A 20,794-nucleotide genomic window follows, 5' to 3' on the forward strand; every position below is an offset into this window, starting at 1 on the left:
TGTTCCCCCCGAGAGCGCTGCACCATGGTAGACGCAAACACGGCCGTTCGACCAGCGCCCGCATTGCTGCCCGCGCTTGGCGCCACGACCTCATTGCAGGCGCTGGTGGCTCTGGCTCTGTTCGCGCCGGGCGTGGTGGCACCGCGCGCCCATATCGAGGTCTGGCAGCTCTCGATGTTCTCCTGCGCCGTGTTCGCGGTCGGCATTCCCGCCTCGTTCTGGGGCGGCGGCTTCATCGCCCGCCTGGGCTCGATGCGGATCGCGAGCCTCTGCGCGGCGGCGATCATCGCCAGCATGGCGCTGGCTTCGCTCGGCTCGACGGCGGCCCTGCTCGCAGCCGGCCTCTGTCTTGGCCTCGCCTTCGGACCGGAGACGCCCGCAAGCGCGGTGCTGCTGGCGCGGCTCGTGACGGCCGAGCGGCGCGCGTTCGTGTTCTCGGTTCGCCAGACCGGAAACCAGATCGGCGCCGTCTGCGGCTCGCTGGTTCTGCCCGCGATCGCAATCTCGCTCGGGCCCGCCTGGTGCTATGCCGCCGTGGGCGCCTGTGCGCTGCTGGCGATAGCGTGGTTCGAGCGCCTGCGGCCCGCCTACGCCGTCAAGGTCGTGCCACTGCCGGAGCTTAGCCTTCGCACGCGGCTGGCACTGGTGACCGCGGACCGGCGCATCGCAATGCTGGCGCTGGCCTCGATGCCCTTCAGCGCGATGCAGGTGTCGCTCAATACGGTCTTCGTCACGCTCGGCACCCGCGAGCTCGGCCTCAGCCATGTCGAGGCCGGCATGGCGCTTGCCTGCGCCCAGGCCGGCGGCCTGATCGGCCGGCTCGGCTGGGGCTTCGTCGCAACGCGCCTCAATGCCTCGCGCGGAGTTCTCGTCGTCATCGGCCTCGGTATGACGTTCTGCGCCGCGCTGCTGGGTCTCGATGGCGTATCGCTCGGGCGGACCGGCCAGTTCGCGATTGCAACTCTGTTCGGCCTGACGGCCTCCGGGTGGAACGGTGTCTTCGTCGCCGAGATCGCACGCCTCGCCCCGCAGGACAGGATTGGCGAAACCACCGGCGCGGTGCTGACCGCATCCTACGCCGGCCTCTTGGCAGCACCGGCGCTGGTGTCCTTCCTGGACAGCGCAGCCAGTCTCGGTGCTGCCTTCTTCGCCTTGGCTTGCCTCGCCCTCTGCGGCACATTGGCACTGGTCTGGGGAGGCCATGACAAAGGGAAGAAGTAGCGCGTGCGAGATTGCGGCCGACGTCTCCGCCGGACGAGCGAGTGCGGTCGAGACCGCCAAGGCCGCGCTTGCGCGCATCGAGGCCGCCAAGGCGCTGAACGCAGTGGTGACGACCGCTCCTGCGCGTACGCTTGCCGACGCCGCAGCGGTCGATGATCGCCTGCGTGCCGGCGAGACGATGCCGCTCGCCGGTGTCCCCGTCGTCGTCAAGGACAACATCTGGGTCCGTGACTGGCGTGTGACACAGGGCTCGCGCCTGTTCGCCGAATTCGTCGCGCCGCAGGATGCGATTGCAATCGAGCAGCTGCGCAAGGCCGGCGCCGTCGTCGTCGGCATCGGCGCAACGTCGGAATTCGCCTGCAAGGGCGTGACCACCTCGCCGCTGTATGGGCCAACGCGGCATCCGCTGGATCCCACGTTGACGCCCGGCGGCTCGTCGGGCGGCCCTGCCACGGCGGTTGCGGCCGGCCTCGTGCCGCTAGCGATCGGCACCGATGCGGGCGGCTCGAGCCGCAGGCCGCCGGCCCATGTCGGCGTCGCGGGGTTCAAACCGTCCTATGGCGCGATCCCCTATGGGCCAGGCTTCGCCGAACCGTTTTTCGGCCTCTCCGTCATCGCGCCGATCGCCACTGACGTTGCCGATATCGCGCTGGCGTTCGAGGCCATGGCCGGCGTCGATCCGCGCGATCCGGATTCAGCCGGCATCGCTCAAGAGGCCAAAAACATCGCCGGTCTGCGCATCGCGTTCTCGCCGCGCCTTGGGCTCGACGTCGCCGTCGACGATGTTGTCGCTGAAGGGCTCGCTTTCGCCATCGCGCGTCTCTCCGCCGCTGGCCTCAGCATCGCGCAGCGCGATCCCGTCTGGCCGGCGGGCGCGACGGAAGAGGCTATCATGCCGCTTCAGCAGGCCGGCCTCGCCGCACTCTATCGAGATGCCTTCCGCGAGGATCCGACCGTGTTCGATCCTGACATCGCCAGACAGATCGAGCGAGGGCTGTCGTGGTCGGGCGCCGACGTTGCCGGTGCGCTGCTGGCAAGCGCCGCAATCGCCAATGCTTTCGCGGCATTCTTCACCGAGGTTGATCTGCTGCTGGCGCCAACCGTTCCCTGTGTCGCCTGGCCATTCACCCAGCTCGGACCCGACATGATCGGTGGCCGCGCGGCGAGCCCGCGCGCGCACGCGGCGTTAACGCCCTTTGTCAATCATGCTCGTCTGCCGGCGATTTCGCTGCCGTGCGGAACGGATCGGTGCGAACTTCCATTCGGCCTTCAGGTCATCGCCGCGCGCGGACAAGACCGCACGCTGCTTGAAGCAGCGCAAGAGATCGCGGCCATGCTGCGAATATAATCCCGAGAGGCGGGCGGTGCGCTAATTGCCCGCTCAGTCTCCCAGCGGCCCTTTGGCGTCCCCGTCGCTCCCCTTCAGCAACTCGTATTTGATCCGCCGCATGCGCGCCTGGGCTTCGAGCGGTTTGCAATAGGCAGTTGACGCCGCAAGCAGATCGATGGTGGCGAGAAATGCATAGCGCGACGCCGTCGGCTTGAGCGCGTCGGGCGCTTCGGGCACGTGTACGCCAAGCGCAATATCGGCGATTGAGGCCAACCTGCTTTGCGGCTTGGTAATTGCGACGACCAAGGCGCCGTATTGCTTGGCGATACTGGCTGCCTCGATCACCTCGTTCGCTGCACCGGTGGTCGAGATGGCAACGACGACATCATCCCGTCCGAAGGTCGCGGCAATCATGCGCATCAAGCTCGGATCGGAGGCATGCGAGACGGCAATCCCAAGACGAAAGAACCGGTTCTGAACCTCCGCCGCCGCAAGAGTGGAACCGCCCCCCACCCCGAACGCTGCAAGCTTCGAACAGCGGGAGATAGCTTCGGCAGCCCGCTCGATGTCCTCCTTGCGAAGTCCCTCCTCGGCAGCGGCAATTGCACGGCGAATTTCCTGAAACACCGACCGCCAGAGCGCGGGGCGCGCCAGATCGGTCCCGACATGCGGGGGAAGCTCAACGTAAATCCGCCCGACCGCCATTGCTTGAGCCAGCCTCACCTTGAGGTCGCGGACGCCCCGGCAACCGACGGAGCGGCTGAATCGGGTTACCGTCGGCTCGCTGACGCGCGCCCGACGGGCTAACTCGGAATTGCTGGCGTGAACGGCAAACTCCATATCGGCCAGCAGCACCGTGGCAACGCGTTGCTCGGACGGGCTGAGGCTTGGAGCGCTCTGCCTGATGAGGGAGATGATGTCGCCGGCCACGACATTGTCGTCGCCGGGCGGCTTCGAGACTGCTGCACCAACGGCTCTCGCCGGGTGATTTCGCTTTGCACGCGCCATTGCCCGCCCTTTCCCAGGTCAGATCAACCTGCGCCCTTGGCAAGAAGCTGCCGTAAGAAACCTTCAGCATCGACCAAACGTATATCGGCATGCCTCATCAAGAACAGCATTTTTCGCTTGATAATCGCCGAATTGTGTATGTAACTTTCAAACAAGCAATAGCGTGCCGTCAGCCCAACAGCTGAAAGGCACATCCCTGCACCGGGAAGCAGGCGGCTCAACAAGGCGGGAGGGCGATCATGAGATACGGTCCAAGTGTCTTGATGCGTGGCGTCGTGGGGCTGGCCACCGCGTCATTTTTGATTGCGCAGGCCAATGCCGCCACCCTGCTACGCGAAGCCACCATCGGAGAACCGCCGCCGCTCGATGTCATGCTGACGACCGCCGACGTCGCATCGGTCATCGGCCGCCACATCTTCGAGACCCTGTATGCGCTAGACTCGACCTATACGCCGCGTCCGATGCTGGCCGAGGGCGATCGCACGGAAGACGGCGGTCGGACCATCGTCATCAAGCTCCGCGAAGGTGTCCTCTTCCACAACGGCAAGGAGATGACCGCCAAGGACGTGGTCGCCTCGATGACGCGATGGGGCAGTTTCGGTGCGCGCGGCAAGCTCCTGATGGCGGCGGCTACGTCGGTCGAGGCGACCGGAAAGTATGAAGTCACGCTGAAATTGTCCGCGCCGAACGGCGCCTGGAAGGCTCTCATTGCGGACGTCAATGGCGGTCTTGTGATCTATCCGGAAGACATAGCCGCCAAAGCGGGGAACCGGCCGATCGAGCAAAAGGACTATGTCGGCACCGGGCCCTACAAGTTCGTGGAGTGGCGGCCGAACCGCTATGTCGAGGTGGAGAGGTTCGAGGGCTACAAGCCGGTGAAGGAAAAGGGTGACGGCTTCGCCGGCGCCCGCGTTGCGAGCTTCGACAAGATCCGGTTCATTCCGGTGCCTGACGTCGGCACGCGCGTGAGCGGCGTGCAGGCGGGTGACTACGACTACGCGGAAATGATCTCCGGCGATCTGTACGAGTCCCTGAGCAAAGATCCATCGGTTCAGGTGCAGCGTACCAACGCGCCGATCTTCGGCCTTTTCTTCATGAACTCGAAGCAGGGAATCCTGAAGGACAATTACAAGCTCCGCCGCGCCATCCAGACCGCGTTGGACAAGTCGCAGGCGCTGCGCGTCGCCTTCGGTCCCAAAGACCTGTGGAATGCCGAAGGATCGATCTTTCCCAATGGCACCCCCTGGTACTCGACGGAAAGCGCCTCAAATTATAGTGCGCACGATCCGAAGAAGGCCAAGGAGCTCGCAAAGGAGGCGGACTACACGGGGACGCCGATCCGCCTGCTGGTCTCGACGAACTATCAGGCACACTATGACGAAGCCTCCGTCTTCACCCGTCAGCTGGCCGACGCCGGAATCAATGTTCAGATGATGGTCGTCGATTGGGCGACCCTTCTGAAGATGCGCGGCCAGCCGGAACAGTGGGACATCTTCGTCACCCACCATTCCTTCGCGCCGGACCCGCTGCTGCTCACGTTCCTGAATGCGAGCTATCCCGGCTGGTGGGACAGCCCGGAGATCGGCTCGCTTCGGGCCGAGTTGATCAACACGACCGATCCAGCCGCGCGCAAGTCGACATGGGACAAGATCCAGTCGCTGATCTATGAGCAGGTACCGGTGATGAAAGTAGGTGATGCCTACACCTACGACATTGCTTCTCCCAAGCTCAAGGGGCTCAACCCTAACGGTCCCGTGTTCTGGAATGTGTCCACGAAATAAGGACGGGCAATGAGGCCGCGAGGACTGTCGAGCGCCGGCGCCGGCGCGCATCGTTGCCGCTGACAGGCGCCCAATCACATGTGGTCTTACGCATTCAAGCGCGCAGGAACGACGGCGGTGACGCTGCTGGCAGCGTCCATCATCATCTTCGCGTTCATCCATATCGTGCCGGGTGACCCGATCTATGTTTTGCTCGGTGATACCGCGACTCCCGACCAGATCGACGCCTTGCGACACCAGCTCGGTCTCGACCAACCGATCATCCTGCAATATCTCACTTGGGCCGGCCATGTGCTCGAGGGCGACCTCGGGCGGTCGATCTTCTTCCAGGCGCCCGTGCTGTCGGTGATTGCCGATGGCGCCGAGACCAGCACCTTGCTCGCCACCATGACGATGATCTGGGTTGCGGTCATCGGCGTGCCGATCGGAATGATTGCGGCGGTCCAGCACGGCACGTGGCTCGATCAGGGATTGTCCGGTGGGGCGATGCTGATGGCCTCGATACCCACGTTCTGGGTCGGGCTCTATCTGATCCTGATCTTCGCCGCGTGGCTCGGCTGGTTTCCGAGCTCCGGCTATCCGTCGATCTTCGAAGGCGGTGTCGTCAATCTCCGCTATCTCGTCCTCCCCAGCCTGGCGCTTGCGGCTCCGAATGCTGCTTTGATCCTGCGGCTGACGCGCGCCAGCATGCTCGACGTCTCCCGGGAGGACTACGTGCGCACGGCGCGGGCAAAGGGAATCCGGCCGTGGCAGGTCGTGCGCCGCCACATCTGGCGCAATGCACTCCTGGCGGTCGTCTCGGCCTTCGGCTTCACCTTCGCCGCGCTGCTGTCCGAGGCGGTGGTGACCGAAACCGTGTTTGCCCTGCCCGGCATCGGCCGCCTCGTCGTTCAGTCGATCCTTCGCCGAGACTACCCTGTGATCCAGGGCGTCATCCTGGTCATCGTGGTGGTTTATCTCCTGATCAATCTGATCGTCGATCTGAGCTATCGTCTGCTCGATCCGCGGGTTGAACTTCAATGAGCAGCAACAGCGTGACATTGTGGCTCAAGCCGTTCATCGCCCGCCCGATCGCGCTGGCCGGGCTCGGCGTCCTTCTGGCGACTGTGCTCGCCGCGGTCTTCGCACCCTGGCTGTCGCCTTACGATCCGTATGCCATCGATCCCCTGATCCGCCTGACGCCCCCGAACATGCCCCACTGGTTCGGCACCGACCAATTCGGCCGGGATACCCTGTCGCGCACCATTCATTCAGCACGCATGGCACTTTTGATCGGCTCGGGCGTGGTCGTCTTCGCTCTCGCGACAGGCGTTCCGGCCGGCGTACTTTCCGCACTGTTCCCGCGGCTGGGTCACCTGCTGATGCGCATGGTCGACGTGCTGATGGCCTTCCCGACTCTGCTTCTCGCACTTGGCCTGATTGTCATCTTGAGCCCGAGTGTGGCCACCGTCATTCTGGCCATTGGGATCGGCTACATGACGACGACGACCCGCATCGTCTACGGACTGACGCTGCGCTTGCGCGCGGAAACCTATGTCGAGGCGTCCCGCAGCATGGGCGCCGGAGCGGCATGGCTCATCAGTCGGCACATCTTGCCGAACCTGGTCTCGCCACTTCTCGTGCAGGCCAGCTTCGTCTTCGCGTTCGCGCAGCTCGGCGCGGCTTCACTCGATTTCCTGGGCCTCGGCGCCCCTCCAGACATTCCGAGCTGGGGCAATATGCTGGCGGAGTCACGGACCTTCATCACCCGGGCGCCGTGGCTGCTCTTCTTCCCGGGCATGATGATCGTGGCGACGGCATTTTCTCTGAACCTGGTCGGCGATGCATTGCGCGATCGACTCGATCCGCGGTTCCGTCAAGTCTTTGGTGAGAAGGGTTAGGCCGTGCTGACAGTTTGCGACCTTACGGTGTCAGTGGGGCCGGAAACCGCGCCGGTCGACATCGTCGCGGGCGTGTCCTTCGGCTTGGCCAAGGGCGAGATCCTCGGCCTCGTCGGCGAGTCCGGCTGCGGAAAGAGCATGACCTCGCTTGCGGTCATGGGATTGCTGCCGCAGCCCGGTCCCCGAGTCCGGGCCGGGCGCGTCCTGTTGGAGGGCTGCGACGTAACGCAGCTGCAGCCCTGGCAACGTGTCGAAGCGGGCCACGGCCGCATGGCAATGATCTTTCAGGAGCCGATGACCTCACTGAACCCTGTTCGTCGGATCGGCGATCAGATCGCCGAAGCCGTACGCGTGCATGAGGGAATTTCGGGCGCAGCGGCGCTGGTCCGTGCGCGCGAACTGCTCGAACTGGTACGTATGCCCGACCCCAAAATGCAGCTGTCCGCGTATCCCCATCAGTTGTCCGGAGGCCAACGCCAGCGGGTCATGATCGCGATTGCGCTGGCCTGCAGGCCACAGGTGCTGGTCGCCGACGAACCGACCACTGCGCTGGATGTCACCATACAGGTTCAGATTCTCGGGCTCTTGCGCGAGCTCTGCAATCGGCTCGATATGGCGATATTGTTCATCACTCACGACATGGGAGTCATTGCGCAGCTCGCCGATCGTGTCGCTGTCATGTACGCCGGCCAGATCGTGGAAACCGCTTCAGTCGATGCGCTGTTCGGCGCACCCCGTCATCATTACACCCGCGGACTGATGGATTGCATGCCGTCGCGAAATTCCGGCGCGCGCCGGCTGCCGACCATTTCTGGTCAGCCGCCGCTGCCAGGTTCGGTCGCCGCTGGCTGCGTGTTTGCCTTGCGTTGCGCAGCGGTGCGCGATGAGTGCCGCGTGGCGACCCCGCCCCGCCTGGAGGCTTCCCAAGGGCACGAGGTGCTCTGCGCGTTTCCGCTGGCCGGCGGAGAGCTGCCATGAGCGGCAATGTAATCCTCGAGGTCCGGGACATGATGGTCTCGTTCAGTGCCAGGCGGGCCGGTCGGAAATACCGGGTGCAGGCGGTGGATGGTGTATCGCTGTCGCTGGCCGAAGGCGAGGTCCTCGGGATCGTGGGCGAGTCCGGCTGCGGCAAGACCACGCTGGGCCGAGCCCTCGTCGGGCTGGTCCAGCCCGACAGCGGCAACTTCAATTTGAAGGGAACCGAAATGATCGGAGCCCGCGGCTCCGGCCTCCGCGAGACGCGTCTGAGCGTCCGGATGGTTTTCCAGGACCCCAATGCATCGCTCAACCCGCGGCGCGCAATTGGAGATTCGGTGGCGGAGGCGGCCGACATCAGCGGCTTCTTCAAGAACCGCGCCGAGCGCAGCGCGGCCATAGCTGCCACCTTGACGGCCGTCGGGTTGAACCCGTCTTTCGCCGCTCGCTACCCCTACGAACTGAGTGGCGGGCAACGGCAACGGGTCGGAATCGCACGCGCCATTCTTCCCACGCCGTGCATCATCGTCGCCGACGAGCCGGTCTCGGCCCTCGACGTGTCCGTGCAGGCCCAAGTGCTCAATCTGATGATGGATCTGCGTGACCAATTGAGACTGTCGATGCTCTTCATCTCGCACGACCTTGGCGTGATCGGGCAGATCAGCAGCCGCGTTGCTGTCATGTATATGGGCCGCATCGTGGAGCAGGCCGGGACGCGGACGGTCCTGGATCATCCGCTCCATCCCTATACGCGCGCGTTGGTGGCGGCAATTCCGAAGCCCGATCCATCGAAACGGATCCAGGGCGCGATCGAAATGGGTGAACCGCCAAGCCTCTTCACGCGACCGCACGGCTGTGCATATGCGCCCCGCTGCCCTATGGCCAGCGATCGCTGTCTCGTCGATGTGCCACAACTTCGATCTGTCGGTGCGGACGGTCGGACGATCGCCTGCCACAACGTATAACCAGCGAGTGCCGCGCGCCGCGAAATGACGCAACGCCTACGATTGATTTCTCCTCTATTCGAGCGATCCAATTCAAGCGGCGGCAGTCCGCGGCCGCCATGCGGCTGGCGGGTGCAAATCGGGAAGCCTGACGCCTGTTGCACCGCGATGTTAATCGCGACGCAACATTCAAAATGAGACTGCCCGTTAAGCCGCGCACGGCTCCAGCACGTGCGCTGCATCGGAGTTCGGTTAGCCTCCGTTTCAAGAACCGTTAGCCTTGTCCGAACGCCGCACCGCGCGGCGGGCGCGTCAAGGCGCGGTGAAAAACAGTGACAAGAACGCCCAGGGAGGAGAGCAATGTTGAAAGGCAGTCTAGGACTGATCGCGTTGAGCAGCCTGTTACTTTCGGGCACCGCCTTCGCACAGGAGAAGATCAAGGTCGGCGTCACCGCGACGCTCGAAGGCACCTACACCGTACTCGGCGAGGACGGCATCCGCGGCTTCCAGACGGCCCTCAACGTCCTCGGCAAGAAGGTCGGCGACAAGGAACTCGAATTTGTCATCGCCTCGACCGACGCGACGCCGGACTCCGCCGTACGAGCCGTGCGCAAGCTGATCGAGCAGGACAAGGTACAGATCCTGCTGTCGCCGCTCTCTGGTGACGAAGGCATCGCGGTCAAAAATTTTGCAAAGACCCATCCCGAACTGACCTTCATCAACGCCGCCTCCGGGGCCCAGGAAACGACCTATGTCGATCCGGCTCCGAACTTTTTCCGCTACAACATGGACGGTGCGCAGTGGCAGGTGGGCCTCGGCAAATATGCTTATGACGAAAAGAAGTATCGCAAGATCGCGACCGTCGGCGAAGACTACTCCTTCATCTATACGCAGGTGTTCGGCCTCGTGCTCGAGTTCTGCGGTGCCGGCGGACAGGTCACCAACCGGCAATGGGTGCCGCTCGGCACCAAGGACTTTGCCTCGGTCATCGCCGCACTGCCCGACGACGTCGACGCAATCTATCTCGGCCTCGGCGGCGCCGACGCCGTCAACTTCCTGAATCAGTACCAGCAGGCCGGCGGCAAGGCGCATCTGATGGGCGGCTCGATCATGATCGACCAGACCATCCTGTCGTCCAAGGGAAACGCCAAGAATGCCCTGATCGGCACGCTGGCCGCGAGCGGCCAGGCCGACACTTGGGAGAACCCAAGTTGGCAGAAGTTCGTGAAGGACTATCAGGACGCCTTCCCGCCCAACAAGCGCTTCCCGAGCCCATCGCTGCTCGCCACCAACTATTACGGCTCGACCATGGCGCTGATCCAGGCGCTCCGCCAGGTCAATGGCGATCTCTCCAACAATCAGGCCAAGTACAAGGAGGCCCTTGCCAAGATCGAGATCGACGCACCCAACGGCAAGATCAAGCTGGACTCCAACCGCCAGGCGATCGGCACCAACTTTGTCACCGAGGTCGTCGACGACGGCAAGGGCGCGCTGTTCTCAAAGGTCGTGAAGGTGATCCCGGACGTCAACCAAACGCTGGGCTACGATCCCGCGGTGTTCGCCAAAATCGGTTTGCCGAGCCGCACAGTACCGGAATGTAAGAAATACTGACCTAGTCTCATTCGCGAGCGATGACCGGCCGGGGAGAGATTTGCCAGAAGCGCGACACGTGCGCCCTTGCATTCTCTCCTCGGTTGTTGAACGCTACCAAAAAATACCAAGAGCTTTTGGGAGGAGAGGCATGAGCCGGGCGCTCGCCGTCTTCCACGGCCGCTTTGGTCGGGCGACGGTCTATCAGTTGAACCGCCCTTTCAACATCCACGCACATCGCGAAGGTCATTTGATCTTCCATGTCGGCGGGCGTTCCGCATGCATCGATGTCAGTGACGGACGTTACGAGCTCACCGAAGGTTCCGTCGTCGCGGTCAATCCGTGGGAGCCGCATAATTTCCTGCCGTCCGATCTCGAAGGCGGCGCCGTTTTCTTCGTGCTCTACGTCAATGCGGAGTGGTTTGCGCCCGACGCGCCCGGCGCCGACCGCCTGCGCTTCGGCCGCACCCAGTTCACGCGGTCCGTTGCGCTGGACAAGCACATCAGGCACGCAGCCGCCCTCGTGTGCGGCGCTCCCTCGCTCAACAGCCTCGATGGCGAGCTGAGAAGCCTGATCGACATCTGTTATGACGAAAGCTGGCAACAGGCGGCGACCGCGCGCGATCCGCGCGCAAACGGTTCCGTCACGGATTTTCGTGTGCGCAAGTGCATCAAGATGATGTCGGAGAGTCCTGGCGCCGAGATCGAGCTCGATACCATCGCGCGCGAATCTGGCCTTTCCCGGCCGCATTTCTACCGGCTCTTCCGCACCCAGACCGGCGTCACGCCACACCTCTATCTCAACACGCTGATGATGGAGCAGGCGCTGGAGGCGCTGGTGGCGAGCGAAGCGCCGATCGCCGATATCGGCTTCGATCTCGGCTTCTCGTCGCAGAGCGGATTCACCCGCTTCTTCGCTGCCAATGTCGGCATGGCGCCGACCGATTATCGCCGCGCGGCCAAGGTTTTGCGCGCCTGAGGTCACGCGAAAAGATACTCACGATCAAGCGCCTCCGTTACAGTCGCATTAGGATGCGACAAACGCGATCCCGAAACGAGGATCGCGCGCGATAGGGAGCGCACGTTCATGGCAGGGCTTGCGGCCGGCGACGGTCTGCGTGCCCCTCCGCCCCGCTTGCGGGGTGAGAGATGGGGTGACGCGAAGACGGAGCGGCGATCATGACCCGCTTTGTCGAACGCCATCCCGCCTGGGCACTGATTGTCATCATCGCAATCGCGGTAGCACTCTGGCTAATTTTCGCAGTGTGGCCGCAGAGCGTCGAAGATGCGTTCGGCCGCAAGCGGGTCTTCCTCAACGCGCTCTTCAACGGCATCACGCTCGGCGGTCTCTATTTCCTCGTCGCCAGCGGCTTTACGCTGATCTTCGGCTTAATGCGTAACGTCAACCTCGCGCACGGCTCGCTCTATTTGTTCGGCGGCTATGTCGGCTACGCCATCAGCGTCGCGACCGGTTCATGGGTCCTCAGCTTCATCGTCGCTTTCATCCTGACGGCACTGGTCGGCGTCCTGCTCCAGGTCCTCGTCTTCCGCCGCATGGAAGGCCAGGACCTGCGCCAGACCATGGTGACGATCGGACTCTCGATCGTGTTCGCCGATTTGATGCTGTGGGCATGCGGTGGCGATTTCTATCAGATCCAGACCCCGAACTGGCTGATCGGACCTGTGGAGCTGCCGCTGGTCACTGCGGTCAAGTCCTCAGGTGAGCCGGTCTATCTCCGCTATCCCCTGGTCCGACTCGTGATCTTCGTCGCCTCCGTCGTGATCGGCGTGGCGATGTGGCTGGCGCTCAACCGCACGCGCATCGGCATGATCATCCGCGCCGGGGTCGACGATCGCGACATCCTGGCTGCGACCGGAGTACGGATCCAACTCGTTTTCGTGGTGGTGTTTGCGCTCGGCGCCGGCCTCGCTGGCGTTGCGGGCGTTGTCGGCGGAACGTTCCAGTCGCTCTCACCCGGCGAGGATATCCGCTTCCTGCTCGCCTCCCTCGTCGTTGTGATCGTCGGTGGCATGGGCTCGATCCCAGGGGCTGCGCTGGGCGCGCTCATCATCGGCCTCGCCGAACAGCTCGGCTCGGTCTACATCCCGACCTACGCCATCGTCGTGACCTTCCTGATCATGGTTTTGGTGCTGGCAATTCGGCCGCAGGGCCTGTTGACGAGGCGCTGACATGTCCCTCGCCCACGACGCCCGCGTCCCGGTTCGTCCCGCCACTGCGGTGCAGCGCTCGAAATTGCGCGGATGGCCGGAGATCGACAATCCGGCGGCCTGGGCCGTCGCGGCCATTCTCCTAATCATGCCCCTGATCGCCAACGGCTTCTTCCTGATCGAGATCTTTGCGACCACGCTGATCCTCGGAACCATGGCGCTGAGTCTGATGTTTCTTGCCGGCTATGGCGGCATGGTCAGCCTGATGCAGCTCACCATCGCGGGTTTCTCCGCCTATATGGTCGCGGTGTTTGGCGTCAGCGGCAACGCCAATATCAGCCTGGGCTGGCCGTGGTGGCTTGCGGTCCCAATGGCGCTCGCGCTCGCGACCATATTCGGCACGCTCGGCGGCGCGCTGGCGGTGCGCACCGAGGGCATCTACACCATCATGATCACGCTCGCGATCGGCGCGGCGTTCTATTATTTCACTAACCAGAACTGGGCGATCTTCAACGGTCATACCGGCATCAATACCGTTGCCACACCGCATTTCTGGGGCGTCAACTGGCGCGCCGACATTCCATTCTACTATATCGTCCTCGCAGTAGCCGCGCTGTGCTACTTCGCCGTCGACTACATCTCCCGCGCACCGTTCGGCCTCGCGTTGCAAGGTGTCCGCGACAATCCCCGCCGCATGGCGGCACTCGGCTTCAACGTCAATGCGCATCGCGTCGCGGCCTACGTCTTCGCGTCCTTCGTCGCGGCGCTGGCAGGGGTACTCCAGGTCTGGAATTACCGGCAGATTTCGCCGGGATCCGTGAGCGTTGGGGCCTGCATCGATATCCTCATCATCGCAGTCGTCGGCGGCATCACGCGTCCCATCGGACCCTTTATGGGCGCGCTGATCTTCGTACTGCTGCGGACCTTCGCACTCGACTTCCTGGTCAAGCTGGGGCTCGACGGCAACCGCTTTCGGCTCCTGATCGGCCTCGGCTTCCTCGCTATCGTGTTCTGGTCCTCGGACGGCGTCATCGGACTCTGGCAGAGCTGGCGGCGCCGCCAACGCTCCGGCGCGGCAAGTTCAAGCGGACGACGTGGCCGAGAATCTGACCAAGGATCCAGCCAAGGATCCCACCATGGATAGCGTCGCGCAACGCCTCTCTGTCGTGGGCGCCCGCGCGGCGCTGGAGCTGCGCGGCGTGACACGTCTGTTCGGCGCGCTGGCGGCACTCACCGACATCACCATTACCGTCCGCCCCGGCGAACGGCGCGCCGTGCTTGGCTCTAACGGCGCCGGCAAGACTACGCTGTTCAACTGCATCACCGGCGACTTCCCACCTTCTTCCGGCACCATCCGCTTCTTCGGCGAGGACGTCACGCACTTCCCGCCCTATGAGCGCATCCGCCGTGGCCTGCGCCGGACTTACCAGATCTCCGCGCTGTTTCCGGGCCTTACCGTCCAGGACAATGTCTACCTCGCCTGCCGTGGCGTCTCACGGGGACGCTTCTCGTTTCTCCGCCCCGGTCAGAACGATGCGTTGATGCACGCGGCCGAAAATCTCGTGCAGGCCGTCCATCTCTCGGGCGTGAAGGATCAGCGCGTTGCCGAGCTCGCGCATGGCCAGCAGCGCCAGCTCGAGATCGCACTTGCGCTTGCCGGCGCGCCGCGATTCGTCCTGTTCGATGAACCCGCCGCGGGGCTGTCGCCGACCGAGCGTGCCGAGCTGATCGAGATATTGACCTCCCTGCCCGCGCATATCGGCTACATCATCATCGAGCACGACATGGACGTCGCCCTGCGCGTCGTCGAGAGCGTCACGATGATGCACAACGGGCGGATCTTCAAGGAAGGCCGTCCGCAAGAGATCGAGTCCGATCCCGAAGTGCAGGAGCTTTACCTCGGAGGCGGCCATGAATGAGGTCCGCCGTACCGCCGCCGCGCTCGAAGTCCGCGGCCTGGACGTCTATTACGGCCATTCGCATGCGCTGCAGGGCGTGGATCTGACGCTCGAGGCCGGCGTGTTCTCGGTCGTTGGCCGCAACGGCATGGGCAAGACCACGCTATGCAAGGCCATCATGGGGCTGGTGCCGGTCAGCGGCGGCTCGATCCGCATCCGCGGGGATGAGATCACCCGACAGCCGCCTGCCTACATAGCCCGACTCGGCGTCGGCTACGTTCCGCAGGGACGGCGGCTGTGGCGTTCACTCAGCGTCGATGAGCATCTGCGGCTTGCCGCCGGCTTGCGCCGCGGCGCCTGGACGGTCGAGCGCATCTACAAGACGTTTCCGCGGTTGGCCGAGCGCAAGGATCACGGCGGCGGCCAGCTCTCCGGCGGCGAGCAACAGATGCTTGCGATCTCGCGCGCGTTGCTCACCAACCCGCGGCTCCTGATCATGGACGAGCCCACTGAGGGGCTCGCGCCCGTCATCGTGGCCCAGGTCGAGGAGATGCTGCTACGACTTGGCGAGGACGGCGACATGTCCGTGCTCGTGATCGAGCAGAATATCGGCGTGGCGACCGCCGTGTCGCGCAATGTCGCGATCATGGTCAACGGCCGCGTCAACCGCATCATCGATTCGGTGCGGCTTGCCGCCGATCGCGAACTGCAGCAGCGCCTGCTCGGTGTCGGAATGCACGCCGGACTCGAGCTCGACCTCGACGTGCCACCGGCGGATACGGAAGCGAAGCCTCCTCCGCAGCAGACGCGTCCAGGCGGCGCGATCCGCATCTACATGTCAAACCCGACGCCGCCGACACGGTGGTCGCAACCTGTGCCGATCGCCCGCATCGAGGCTGCGGCCCGCATGTTCTCGACACAGGTGATGCGACTCGACGAGACGGCACGGCGACGGCGCGAACCGGTCGCCGCACAAACGCAGGGCCCTCCGGTCGTCCTCGTCGTCGGTACGCTCGACACCAAGGGCACGGAGCTCCGCTTCATCCGCGACATCATCGCCGGGACCGGCCTGCGAACCCGATTGGTCGATGTCTCCACCAGCGGCAGGCACGCGGCCAGCGACGTCTCCGCCCAGGAGATTGCCTTGAACCATGGTCGCGGCGGATCGGCGGTATTCGGACCCGACCGCGGCGCCGCCGTCGCCGCGATGGCCGAGGCCTTCGCCAGCTGGTTGCGACGCCAGAACAATGTTGCCGGCGTGATTTCTGCCGGTGGCTCGGGCGCAGCGTCGCTGGTCGCGCCCGGTATGCGGATGCTTCCTGTCGGGGTGCCGAAGCTCATCGTCTCGTCCGTCGCCTCTGGCGACGTCGGGCCCTATGTCGGCCCCGCGGACATCACCATGATGCATTCGGTTACCGACGTTCAGGGCCTCAACTCGATCTCGCGCGCCGTGCTGGCCAACGGCGCCAACGCGCTGGCCGGCATGGTCAAAGCGCGCCTTGATCAGCATGCGCGGAAGGATCGCGGCGACAGCGGATTGCCGTCGGTCGGCATCACCATGTTTGGTGTCACCACGCCGGCGGGGCAGAAGATCGCGGCCGACTTGCGCGAGGATTTCGAGTGCCTGGTCTTCCACGCCACCGGCGTCGGAGGACGCTCAATGGAGAAGCTCGTCGATTCCGGACAGCTCGCAGGCGTCATCGACCTCACGACTACGGAGGTCGGCGATCTCCTGATGGGCGGCGTGTTCCCGGCCATCGACGACCGCTTTGGCGCCATCATCCGCAGCCGGGTGCCTTATGTCGGCTCGGTGGGCGCTCTGGACATGGTGAATTTCGGCGCCCCCGAGACCATCCCGCAGCGCTACCGCGGCAGGAAATTCCACGTCCACAACCCGCAGGTCACGCTGATGCGCACCACTGCAGAGGAGAACGAGCGCATGGGGCACTGGATCGCCGACCGGCTCAACCGGATGGACGGCCCGGTGCGCTTCTTCCTGCCTGAGGGCGGTGTCTCCGCGCTCGACGCGCGAGGACAGCCATTCTGGGATCCGGACGCCGATGCGGCGCTGTTCCGCACGCTGGAGCGCAACGTGCGGCAGACCGCCAACCGTCAGCTCATCCGCATTCCCAAGAATATCAATGACCCCGAGTTCGCCTCCACCATCGTCAGCGCGTTCCGAACATTGTTCGGCCGCATTGGGGCGCGCCGGAGACTAGCGAGGTGACCGATGGCCCGGTTTGAACGCGCTGCACTGTTGAATCGCTTCCGCGAGATGGCAAGGCGCGGCGAGCCCATCGTCGGCGGCGGCGCCGGCACCGGCCTGTCGGCCAAGTGCGAGGAGGCCGGCGGTGTCGACCTCATCGTCGTCTACAATTCCGGCCGCTACCGCATGGCCGGCCGAGGCTCGCTCGCGGGATTGATGGCTTACGGCGACGCCAACGCCATCGTGCTGGAGATGGCCGGCGAAGTGCTGCCCGTGGTGACCAGGACGCCAGTGCTCGCCGGCGTCAATGGCACGGATCCGTTCCGCGACATGGATCTTTTCCTGGACCAATTGAAAGCGCTCGGATTCGCTGGCGTACAAAACTTTCCGACCGTCGGCCTTATCGACGGCGTGTTCCGCGCCAATCTCGAAGAGACCGGTATGTCCTATGCCCTCGAGATCGACATGATCGCAAAGGCGCGCGAGAAGGACCTGCTGACGACGCCCTACGTCTTTAGCGAGAAGGAAGCTGCCGCGATGGCGATCGCAGGCGCGGATATCATCGTCTGTCATCTGGGCCTGACGACCGGGGGCAGCATCGGCGCGCAGACCGCACTCAAGCTGACGGATTGCCCAGCGCACATCGATACCTGGGCCTCCGCCGCGCTCGGCGTCAATCCGGACATTCTGGTGCTCGCTCACGGCGGACCAATCTCCGATCCGGACGATGCCGATTTCATCATGAGGAACACACGCAACTGCCACGGCTTCTACGGCGCCTCCTCAATGGAACGGCTGCCGGTCGAGCGGGCGCTGACGGATCAGGTTCGCAAATTCAAGGCGATCGGCGCGCGATAACGCCGAAAGGTCGAGGGAGAGAAACATGTCAGGGACTCTGGTCGGTGAATTGATCCTCTGGCTGATCGTCGCCGTCGTGGTGATCGTGGTCGGCGTCTACATCGTGAACTGGCTCTATCACCGCTCGTCCAAGGAGACCTCATTCGTCCGGACCGGCCTGCTCGGCGAGCGCGTTGTGATCAACGGCGGCGCCTTCGTGCTGCCGTTCATCCACGACTACACGCCCGTCAACATGAACGTGCAGCCGATGGGCATCGTGCGCTCCCGCCAGGACGCCGTGATCACCCGTGACCGCATGCGCGTCGACATCGAGGCCGATTTCTATGTCCGCGTGCAGGCGACCCGCGAAGCCGTGTCTATCGCGGCCGCCACACTCGGCCGCCGCACCATGGAGCCCGAACAGCTCCACGCCCTCCTCGCCGGCAAATTCATCTCGGCCATTCGTTCCGTTGCCTCGGAGATGACCCTCGAGCAAATGCACGAGCAGCGCGGTGAGTACGTCGCCCGCCTCAAGGCGAACGCCGCAGAGGCCCTCGCCCAGAACGGGCTCGAGCTGGAATCAGTCGCGATCACCGATCTCGACCAGACCGATCTCGAATTCTTCAACCCCTCGAACCGCTTCGACGCCGAAGGTCTGACCCGCCTGATGGAGGACATCGAGGCCAAGCGCAAACTGCGCAACGACATCGAGCAGGATTCGATGATCAAGATCCGCTCCCGCAACCTGGAGGCCGAGCGGCAGGCTCTCGAGATCGAACGCGAAAGCGAGACGGCGCGCCTCGAACAGGAGCGTGACATCGAGATGCGCCGCGCCCTGCAACGCACCGAGGTCGCACGCGAACGGGCCCTGCGCGAGACCGAAGCTGAGCAGGCGCAGATTTCCGCCCGTGAAACCATCGAGAAGGCGCGAATCGCCAACGACCAGGCGATCGCCGAAGCCCGTATCGCCTCGGAGCGTGAGACCCGCCAGCGGGAGATCGAGCGCACCCGCACCATCGAGGAGAAGGAACTGCTCGCACGGGAGGAAATCGAAAAAGCCCGGATCGCCAACCAGCGCTCGATCGATACCAGCCGCATCGCTTCCGAGCGCGAGGTGCGCCAGCGCGAAATCGAGCGGATGCGGACCGTCGAGGAAGCCGAGATCACCGCCCGCGAAGCGATCGAGAAAGCGCGTATCCAGCAGGACCGCGTCGTGACCGACGCCCGCATCGCTAACGAAGAGGAGACCCGGCGCCGCGAGATCGACCGGACCCGCGCCGTGGACGAAGCCGAGATTGCTGCCCGCGAGACGACCGAAAAGGCCCGCATCGCCCAGACCATGATTGTCAATGTCGAGCGCATCGCATCCGATGAGCGCACCCGTGCGCTGGAGATCCAGCAGGTGCGTAACATCCAGGAAGCCGAGATTGAGGCGCAGCGCGCGGTCGAGGCGGCGCGCATCGACCGGGAGCACAGGCTCGCCGTCGAGCGCATCGCGGTCGAGCAGAATACCCGGCAGTTGGAAATCGAGCGAAATCAGACGCTGGAAGTCGCAGAGGTCGCGGCGCGCGAAGCCACCGAAGCTGCCCGCATCACCCAGCAAGAGCGCGTGCGGTCGCTGGAAATCGCCCGCAACCGGGCTATCGAGGAAGCCGACATTGCCTCACGCGAAGCCATCGAAGCCGCCCGGATCGCGCAGGAGAAGTCCGTTGCAGCCGAGCGTATCCAGGCCGAGCGTGACACGCGCGCGCTCGAGATCGAGCGTACTGCCGTGATCGAGGCCGCCGAGTTGAACCGGCGCGACACCATCGAACGCCAGCGCATCGGCGTCGATCTCGCGCTCGAGGCCGAGCGGATCACGTCCTCCAAGAAGCGCGAAGTCCTCAATATCGAGCACAAGAAGGCGATCGAGATCGCGGATGAGGACCGCGTCATCGCGCTCTCGACCAAGAAGTCCGAGCGCATCGACGCCGACCGCCAGGTCAGGCAGGCCGAGATTGTCGCGCGCAAGGAGGTCGAGACCACCGACGTCTCGCGCGAGCATGCGCTGGAGGCGGCGCGAATCGAGCGCCGCCGTTCGATCGAACAGCTCGAAGTCGCTCGCGTCCAGTCGCTCCAGGAAGCCGAGATTGCCGCGCGGGAAGAGGTTGAGCGCTCCCGCATCGCCTCCGATCGCGGCCTCGACGAGGCCCGCATCGGCCGCGAGCGCGAGTTGCGCAAGCTCGAAATCAATCGCGAGAAGGAGGTCGAGACCGTCTTGATGGAAAAGGCGATTGCTATCCACCTCAAGTCGCTGGAGGAATCCGCGGCCAAGGCCTCGGCTGAGGAAGCGCGGGTGCATGCCACTGAAGCCACCGAGCGCGTCATAACCGCGCGCGAGAGCGAGATCGCGAAGCGTCGCAAGACCGTGGAGATCCTGATCGCCGAGAAGCAGGCCGAGGAGACGCGAATTGCCGCGGAAGCCGAACGGATCCGCGCTGCAGTCGAGGCCGAGGCGCAGCGTATGCTCAACGAGGCCGAGAACGTGCTGACCGACCAGGCGCGCTACTCGCTATTCCGTAGAAAGCTGCTCGACCGCATCGAGGGCATCGTCCGTGAGAGCGTCAAGCCGATGGAGAAGATCGAGGGCATCCGCATCCTGCAAGTCGATGGTCTCAACGGCAACGGCCATGGCGGGAATGGCGGCCGTAGCGCCACCGACGAGGTGATCGACTCGGCGCTGCGCTACCGCGTCCAGGCGCCGCTGATCGATTCGCTTCTGGCGGACATCGGCGTCGAAGGTGGCAGCCTCGCCAAGATGCCAGGCCTGATCCGGGAAGCTCGCGACATGCAGGGCATCAAGGACTCCGCGCGCAAGAGCGGCGGCGGTGGCGAGAAGCCAGCCACTGCGCCCTCGCCTTCAGCCGACGGCGAGCCGCCCGCCGAGCGCAGCCCTCGGAAGAAGAGCTGAGGTCG

At 64.4% G+C, this 20,794-nt stretch carries 16 protein-coding genes; 15 read left to right on the forward strand and 1 reads right to left on the reverse strand.

The window, feature by feature from the left end:
* Positions 1-24: 24 nt before the first annotated feature.
* Entirely contained in the window at positions 25-1,221 is a 1,197-nt protein-coding gene (locus tag BcanWU425_RS25700) for an MFS transporter (protein ID WP_204510816.1), read from the forward strand.
* Entirely contained in the window at positions 1,202-2,569 is a 1,368-nt protein-coding gene (locus tag BcanWU425_RS25705; protein ID WP_085350848.1) for an amidase, read from the forward strand. The genes BcanWU425_RS25700 and BcanWU425_RS25705 overlap by 20 nt, the downstream gene beginning before the upstream one ends.
* Before the next feature lie 33 nt (positions 2,570-2,602).
* On the opposite strand, the gene BcanWU425_RS25710 is transcribed toward BcanWU425_RS25705, so the two are convergent.
* A complete protein-coding gene (locus BcanWU425_RS25710) occupies positions 2,603-3,559 on the reverse strand; it encodes a MurR/RpiR family transcriptional regulator (protein WP_085350847.1) in 957 nt (318 codons plus the stop codon).
* Positions 3,560-3,798: 239 nt separating this feature from the next.
* Here BcanWU425_RS25710 and BcanWU425_RS25715 point away from each other — a divergent pair, with 239 nt between their 5' ends.
* The 13 genes from BcanWU425_RS25715 to BcanWU425_RS25775 all read left to right on the forward strand — a co-directional run bounded on the left by BcanWU425_RS25715 (position 3,799) and on the right by BcanWU425_RS25775 (position 20,789).
* On the forward strand, positions 3,799-5,340 hold the full coding sequence (locus BcanWU425_RS25715) for an ABC transporter substrate-binding protein (RefSeq protein WP_204510815.1): 1,542 nt from the start codon (positions 3,799-3,801) through the stop codon (positions 5,338-5,340).
* A 78-nt stretch (positions 5,341-5,418) separates the two neighbouring features.
* The gene (locus tag BcanWU425_RS25720; RefSeq protein ID WP_204510814.1) at positions 5,419-6,363 is read left to right on the forward strand and encodes an ABC transporter permease; all 945 of its coding nucleotides are present in this window, start codon (positions 5,419-5,421) and stop codon (positions 6,361-6,363) included.
* A complete protein-coding gene (locus BcanWU425_RS25725) occupies positions 6,360-7,220 on the forward strand; it encodes an ABC transporter permease (protein ID WP_204510813.1) in 861 nt (286 codons plus the stop codon). The genes BcanWU425_RS25720 and BcanWU425_RS25725 overlap by 4 nt, the downstream gene beginning before the upstream one ends.
* A 3-nt stretch (positions 7,221-7,223) precedes the next feature.
* The gene (locus BcanWU425_RS25730; RefSeq protein ID WP_026233650.1) at positions 7,224-8,198 is read left to right on the forward strand and encodes an ABC transporter ATP-binding protein; all 975 of its coding nucleotides are present in this window, start codon (positions 7,224-7,226) and stop codon (positions 8,196-8,198) included.
* Positions 8,195-9,160, forward strand: coding sequence for an ABC transporter ATP-binding protein (locus BcanWU425_RS25735; protein WP_204510812.1), 966 nt, complete (start codon positions 8,195-8,197; stop codon positions 9,158-9,160). Before BcanWU425_RS25730 ends, BcanWU425_RS25735 begins: the two co-directional genes overlap by 4 nt.
* A gap of 339 nt (positions 9,161-9,499) precedes the next feature.
* Entirely contained in the window at positions 9,500-10,750 is a 1,251-nt protein-coding gene (locus BcanWU425_RS25740; RefSeq protein WP_026233649.1) for an ABC transporter substrate-binding protein, read from the forward strand.
* 130 nt (positions 10,751-10,880) lie between these two features.
* Complete coding sequence (locus BcanWU425_RS25745) at positions 10,881-11,708, forward strand: AraC family transcriptional regulator (RefSeq protein WP_027569321.1); 828 nt, start codon at positions 10,881-10,883, stop codon at positions 11,706-11,708.
* Between the two features lie 200 nt (positions 11,709-11,908).
* A complete protein-coding gene (locus BcanWU425_RS25750) occupies positions 11,909-12,919 on the forward strand; it encodes a branched-chain amino acid ABC transporter permease (protein WP_018458740.1) in 1,011 nt (336 codons plus the stop codon).
* Position 12,920: 1 nt separating this feature from the next.
* On the forward strand, positions 12,921-14,042 hold the full coding sequence (locus tag BcanWU425_RS25755; RefSeq protein WP_204510811.1) for a branched-chain amino acid ABC transporter permease: 1,122 nt from the start codon (positions 12,921-12,923) through the stop codon (positions 14,040-14,042).
* Positions 14,035-14,817: an ABC transporter ATP-binding protein gene (locus BcanWU425_RS25760; protein ID WP_204510810.1), complete on the forward strand. Its 783-nt coding sequence runs from the start codon at positions 14,035-14,037 to the stop codon at positions 14,815-14,817. The genes BcanWU425_RS25755 and BcanWU425_RS25760 overlap by 8 nt, the downstream gene beginning before the upstream one ends.
* A complete protein-coding gene (locus BcanWU425_RS25765) occupies positions 14,810-17,023 on the forward strand; it encodes an ABC transporter permease (RefSeq protein ID WP_204510809.1) in 2,214 nt (737 codons plus the stop codon). Before BcanWU425_RS25760 ends, BcanWU425_RS25765 begins: the two co-directional genes overlap by 8 nt.
* A 3-nt stretch (positions 17,024-17,026) precedes the next feature.
* Entirely contained in the window at positions 17,027-17,860 is an 834-nt protein-coding gene (locus BcanWU425_RS25770; RefSeq protein WP_018458736.1) for a phosphoenolpyruvate hydrolase family protein, read from the forward strand.
* 25 nt (positions 17,861-17,885) lie between these two features.
* Entirely contained in the window at positions 17,886-20,789 is a 2,904-nt protein-coding gene (locus tag BcanWU425_RS25775) for a flotillin family protein (protein WP_204510807.1), read from the forward strand.
* Positions 20,790-20,794 lie beyond the last annotated feature (5 nt).

This window comes from Bradyrhizobium sp. WU425, assembly GCF_021052305.1.
In the GTDB taxonomy this organism is placed as follows: domain Bacteria; phylum Pseudomonadota; class Alphaproteobacteria; order Rhizobiales; family Xanthobacteraceae; genus Bradyrhizobium; species Bradyrhizobium canariense_D.

Excerpts from the sequence above, each read along its gene's own strand:
- BcanWU425_RS25700 (WP_204510816.1), top strand. The coding sequence starts at position 25 with ATGGTAGACGCAAACACGGCCGTTCGACCAGCGCCCGCATTGCTGCCC.
- BcanWU425_RS25705 (WP_085350848.1), top strand. The coding sequence starts at position 1,202 with ATGACAAAGGGAAGAAGTAGCGCGTGCGAGATTGCGGCCGACGTCTCC.
- BcanWU425_RS25710 (WP_085350847.1), bottom strand. The coding sequence starts at position 3,559 with ATGGCGCGTGCAAAGCGAAATCACCCGGCGAGAGCCGTTGGTGCAGCA.
- BcanWU425_RS25715 (WP_204510815.1), top strand. The coding sequence starts at position 3,799 with ATGAGATACGGTCCAAGTGTCTTGATGCGTGGCGTCGTGGGGCTGGCC.
- BcanWU425_RS25720 (WP_204510814.1), top strand. The coding sequence starts at position 5,419 with ATGTGGTCTTACGCATTCAAGCGCGCAGGAACGACGGCGGTGACGCTG.
- BcanWU425_RS25725 (WP_204510813.1), top strand. The coding sequence starts at position 6,360 with ATGAGCAGCAACAGCGTGACATTGTGGCTCAAGCCGTTCATCGCCCGC.
- BcanWU425_RS25735 (WP_204510812.1), top strand. The coding sequence starts at position 8,195 with ATGAGCGGCAATGTAATCCTCGAGGTCCGGGACATGATGGTCTCGTTC.
- BcanWU425_RS25740 (WP_026233649.1), top strand. The coding sequence starts at position 9,500 with ATGTTGAAAGGCAGTCTAGGACTGATCGCGTTGAGCAGCCTGTTACTT.
- BcanWU425_RS25745 (WP_027569321.1), top strand. The coding sequence starts at position 10,881 with ATGAGCCGGGCGCTCGCCGTCTTCCACGGCCGCTTTGGTCGGGCGACG.
- BcanWU425_RS25750 (WP_018458740.1), top strand. The coding sequence starts at position 11,909 with ATGACCCGCTTTGTCGAACGCCATCCCGCCTGGGCACTGATTGTCATC.
- BcanWU425_RS25755 (WP_204510811.1), top strand. The coding sequence starts at position 12,921 with ATGTCCCTCGCCCACGACGCCCGCGTCCCGGTTCGTCCCGCCACTGCG.
- BcanWU425_RS25760 (WP_204510810.1), top strand. The coding sequence starts at position 14,035 with ATGGATAGCGTCGCGCAACGCCTCTCTGTCGTGGGCGCCCGCGCGGCG.
- BcanWU425_RS25765 (WP_204510809.1), top strand. The coding sequence starts at position 14,810 with ATGAATGAGGTCCGCCGTACCGCCGCCGCGCTCGAAGTCCGCGGCCTG.
- BcanWU425_RS25770 (WP_018458736.1), top strand. The coding sequence starts at position 17,027 with ATGGCCCGGTTTGAACGCGCTGCACTGTTGAATCGCTTCCGCGAGATG.
- BcanWU425_RS25775 (WP_204510807.1), top strand. The coding sequence starts at position 17,886 with ATGTCAGGGACTCTGGTCGGTGAATTGATCCTCTGGCTGATCGTCGCC.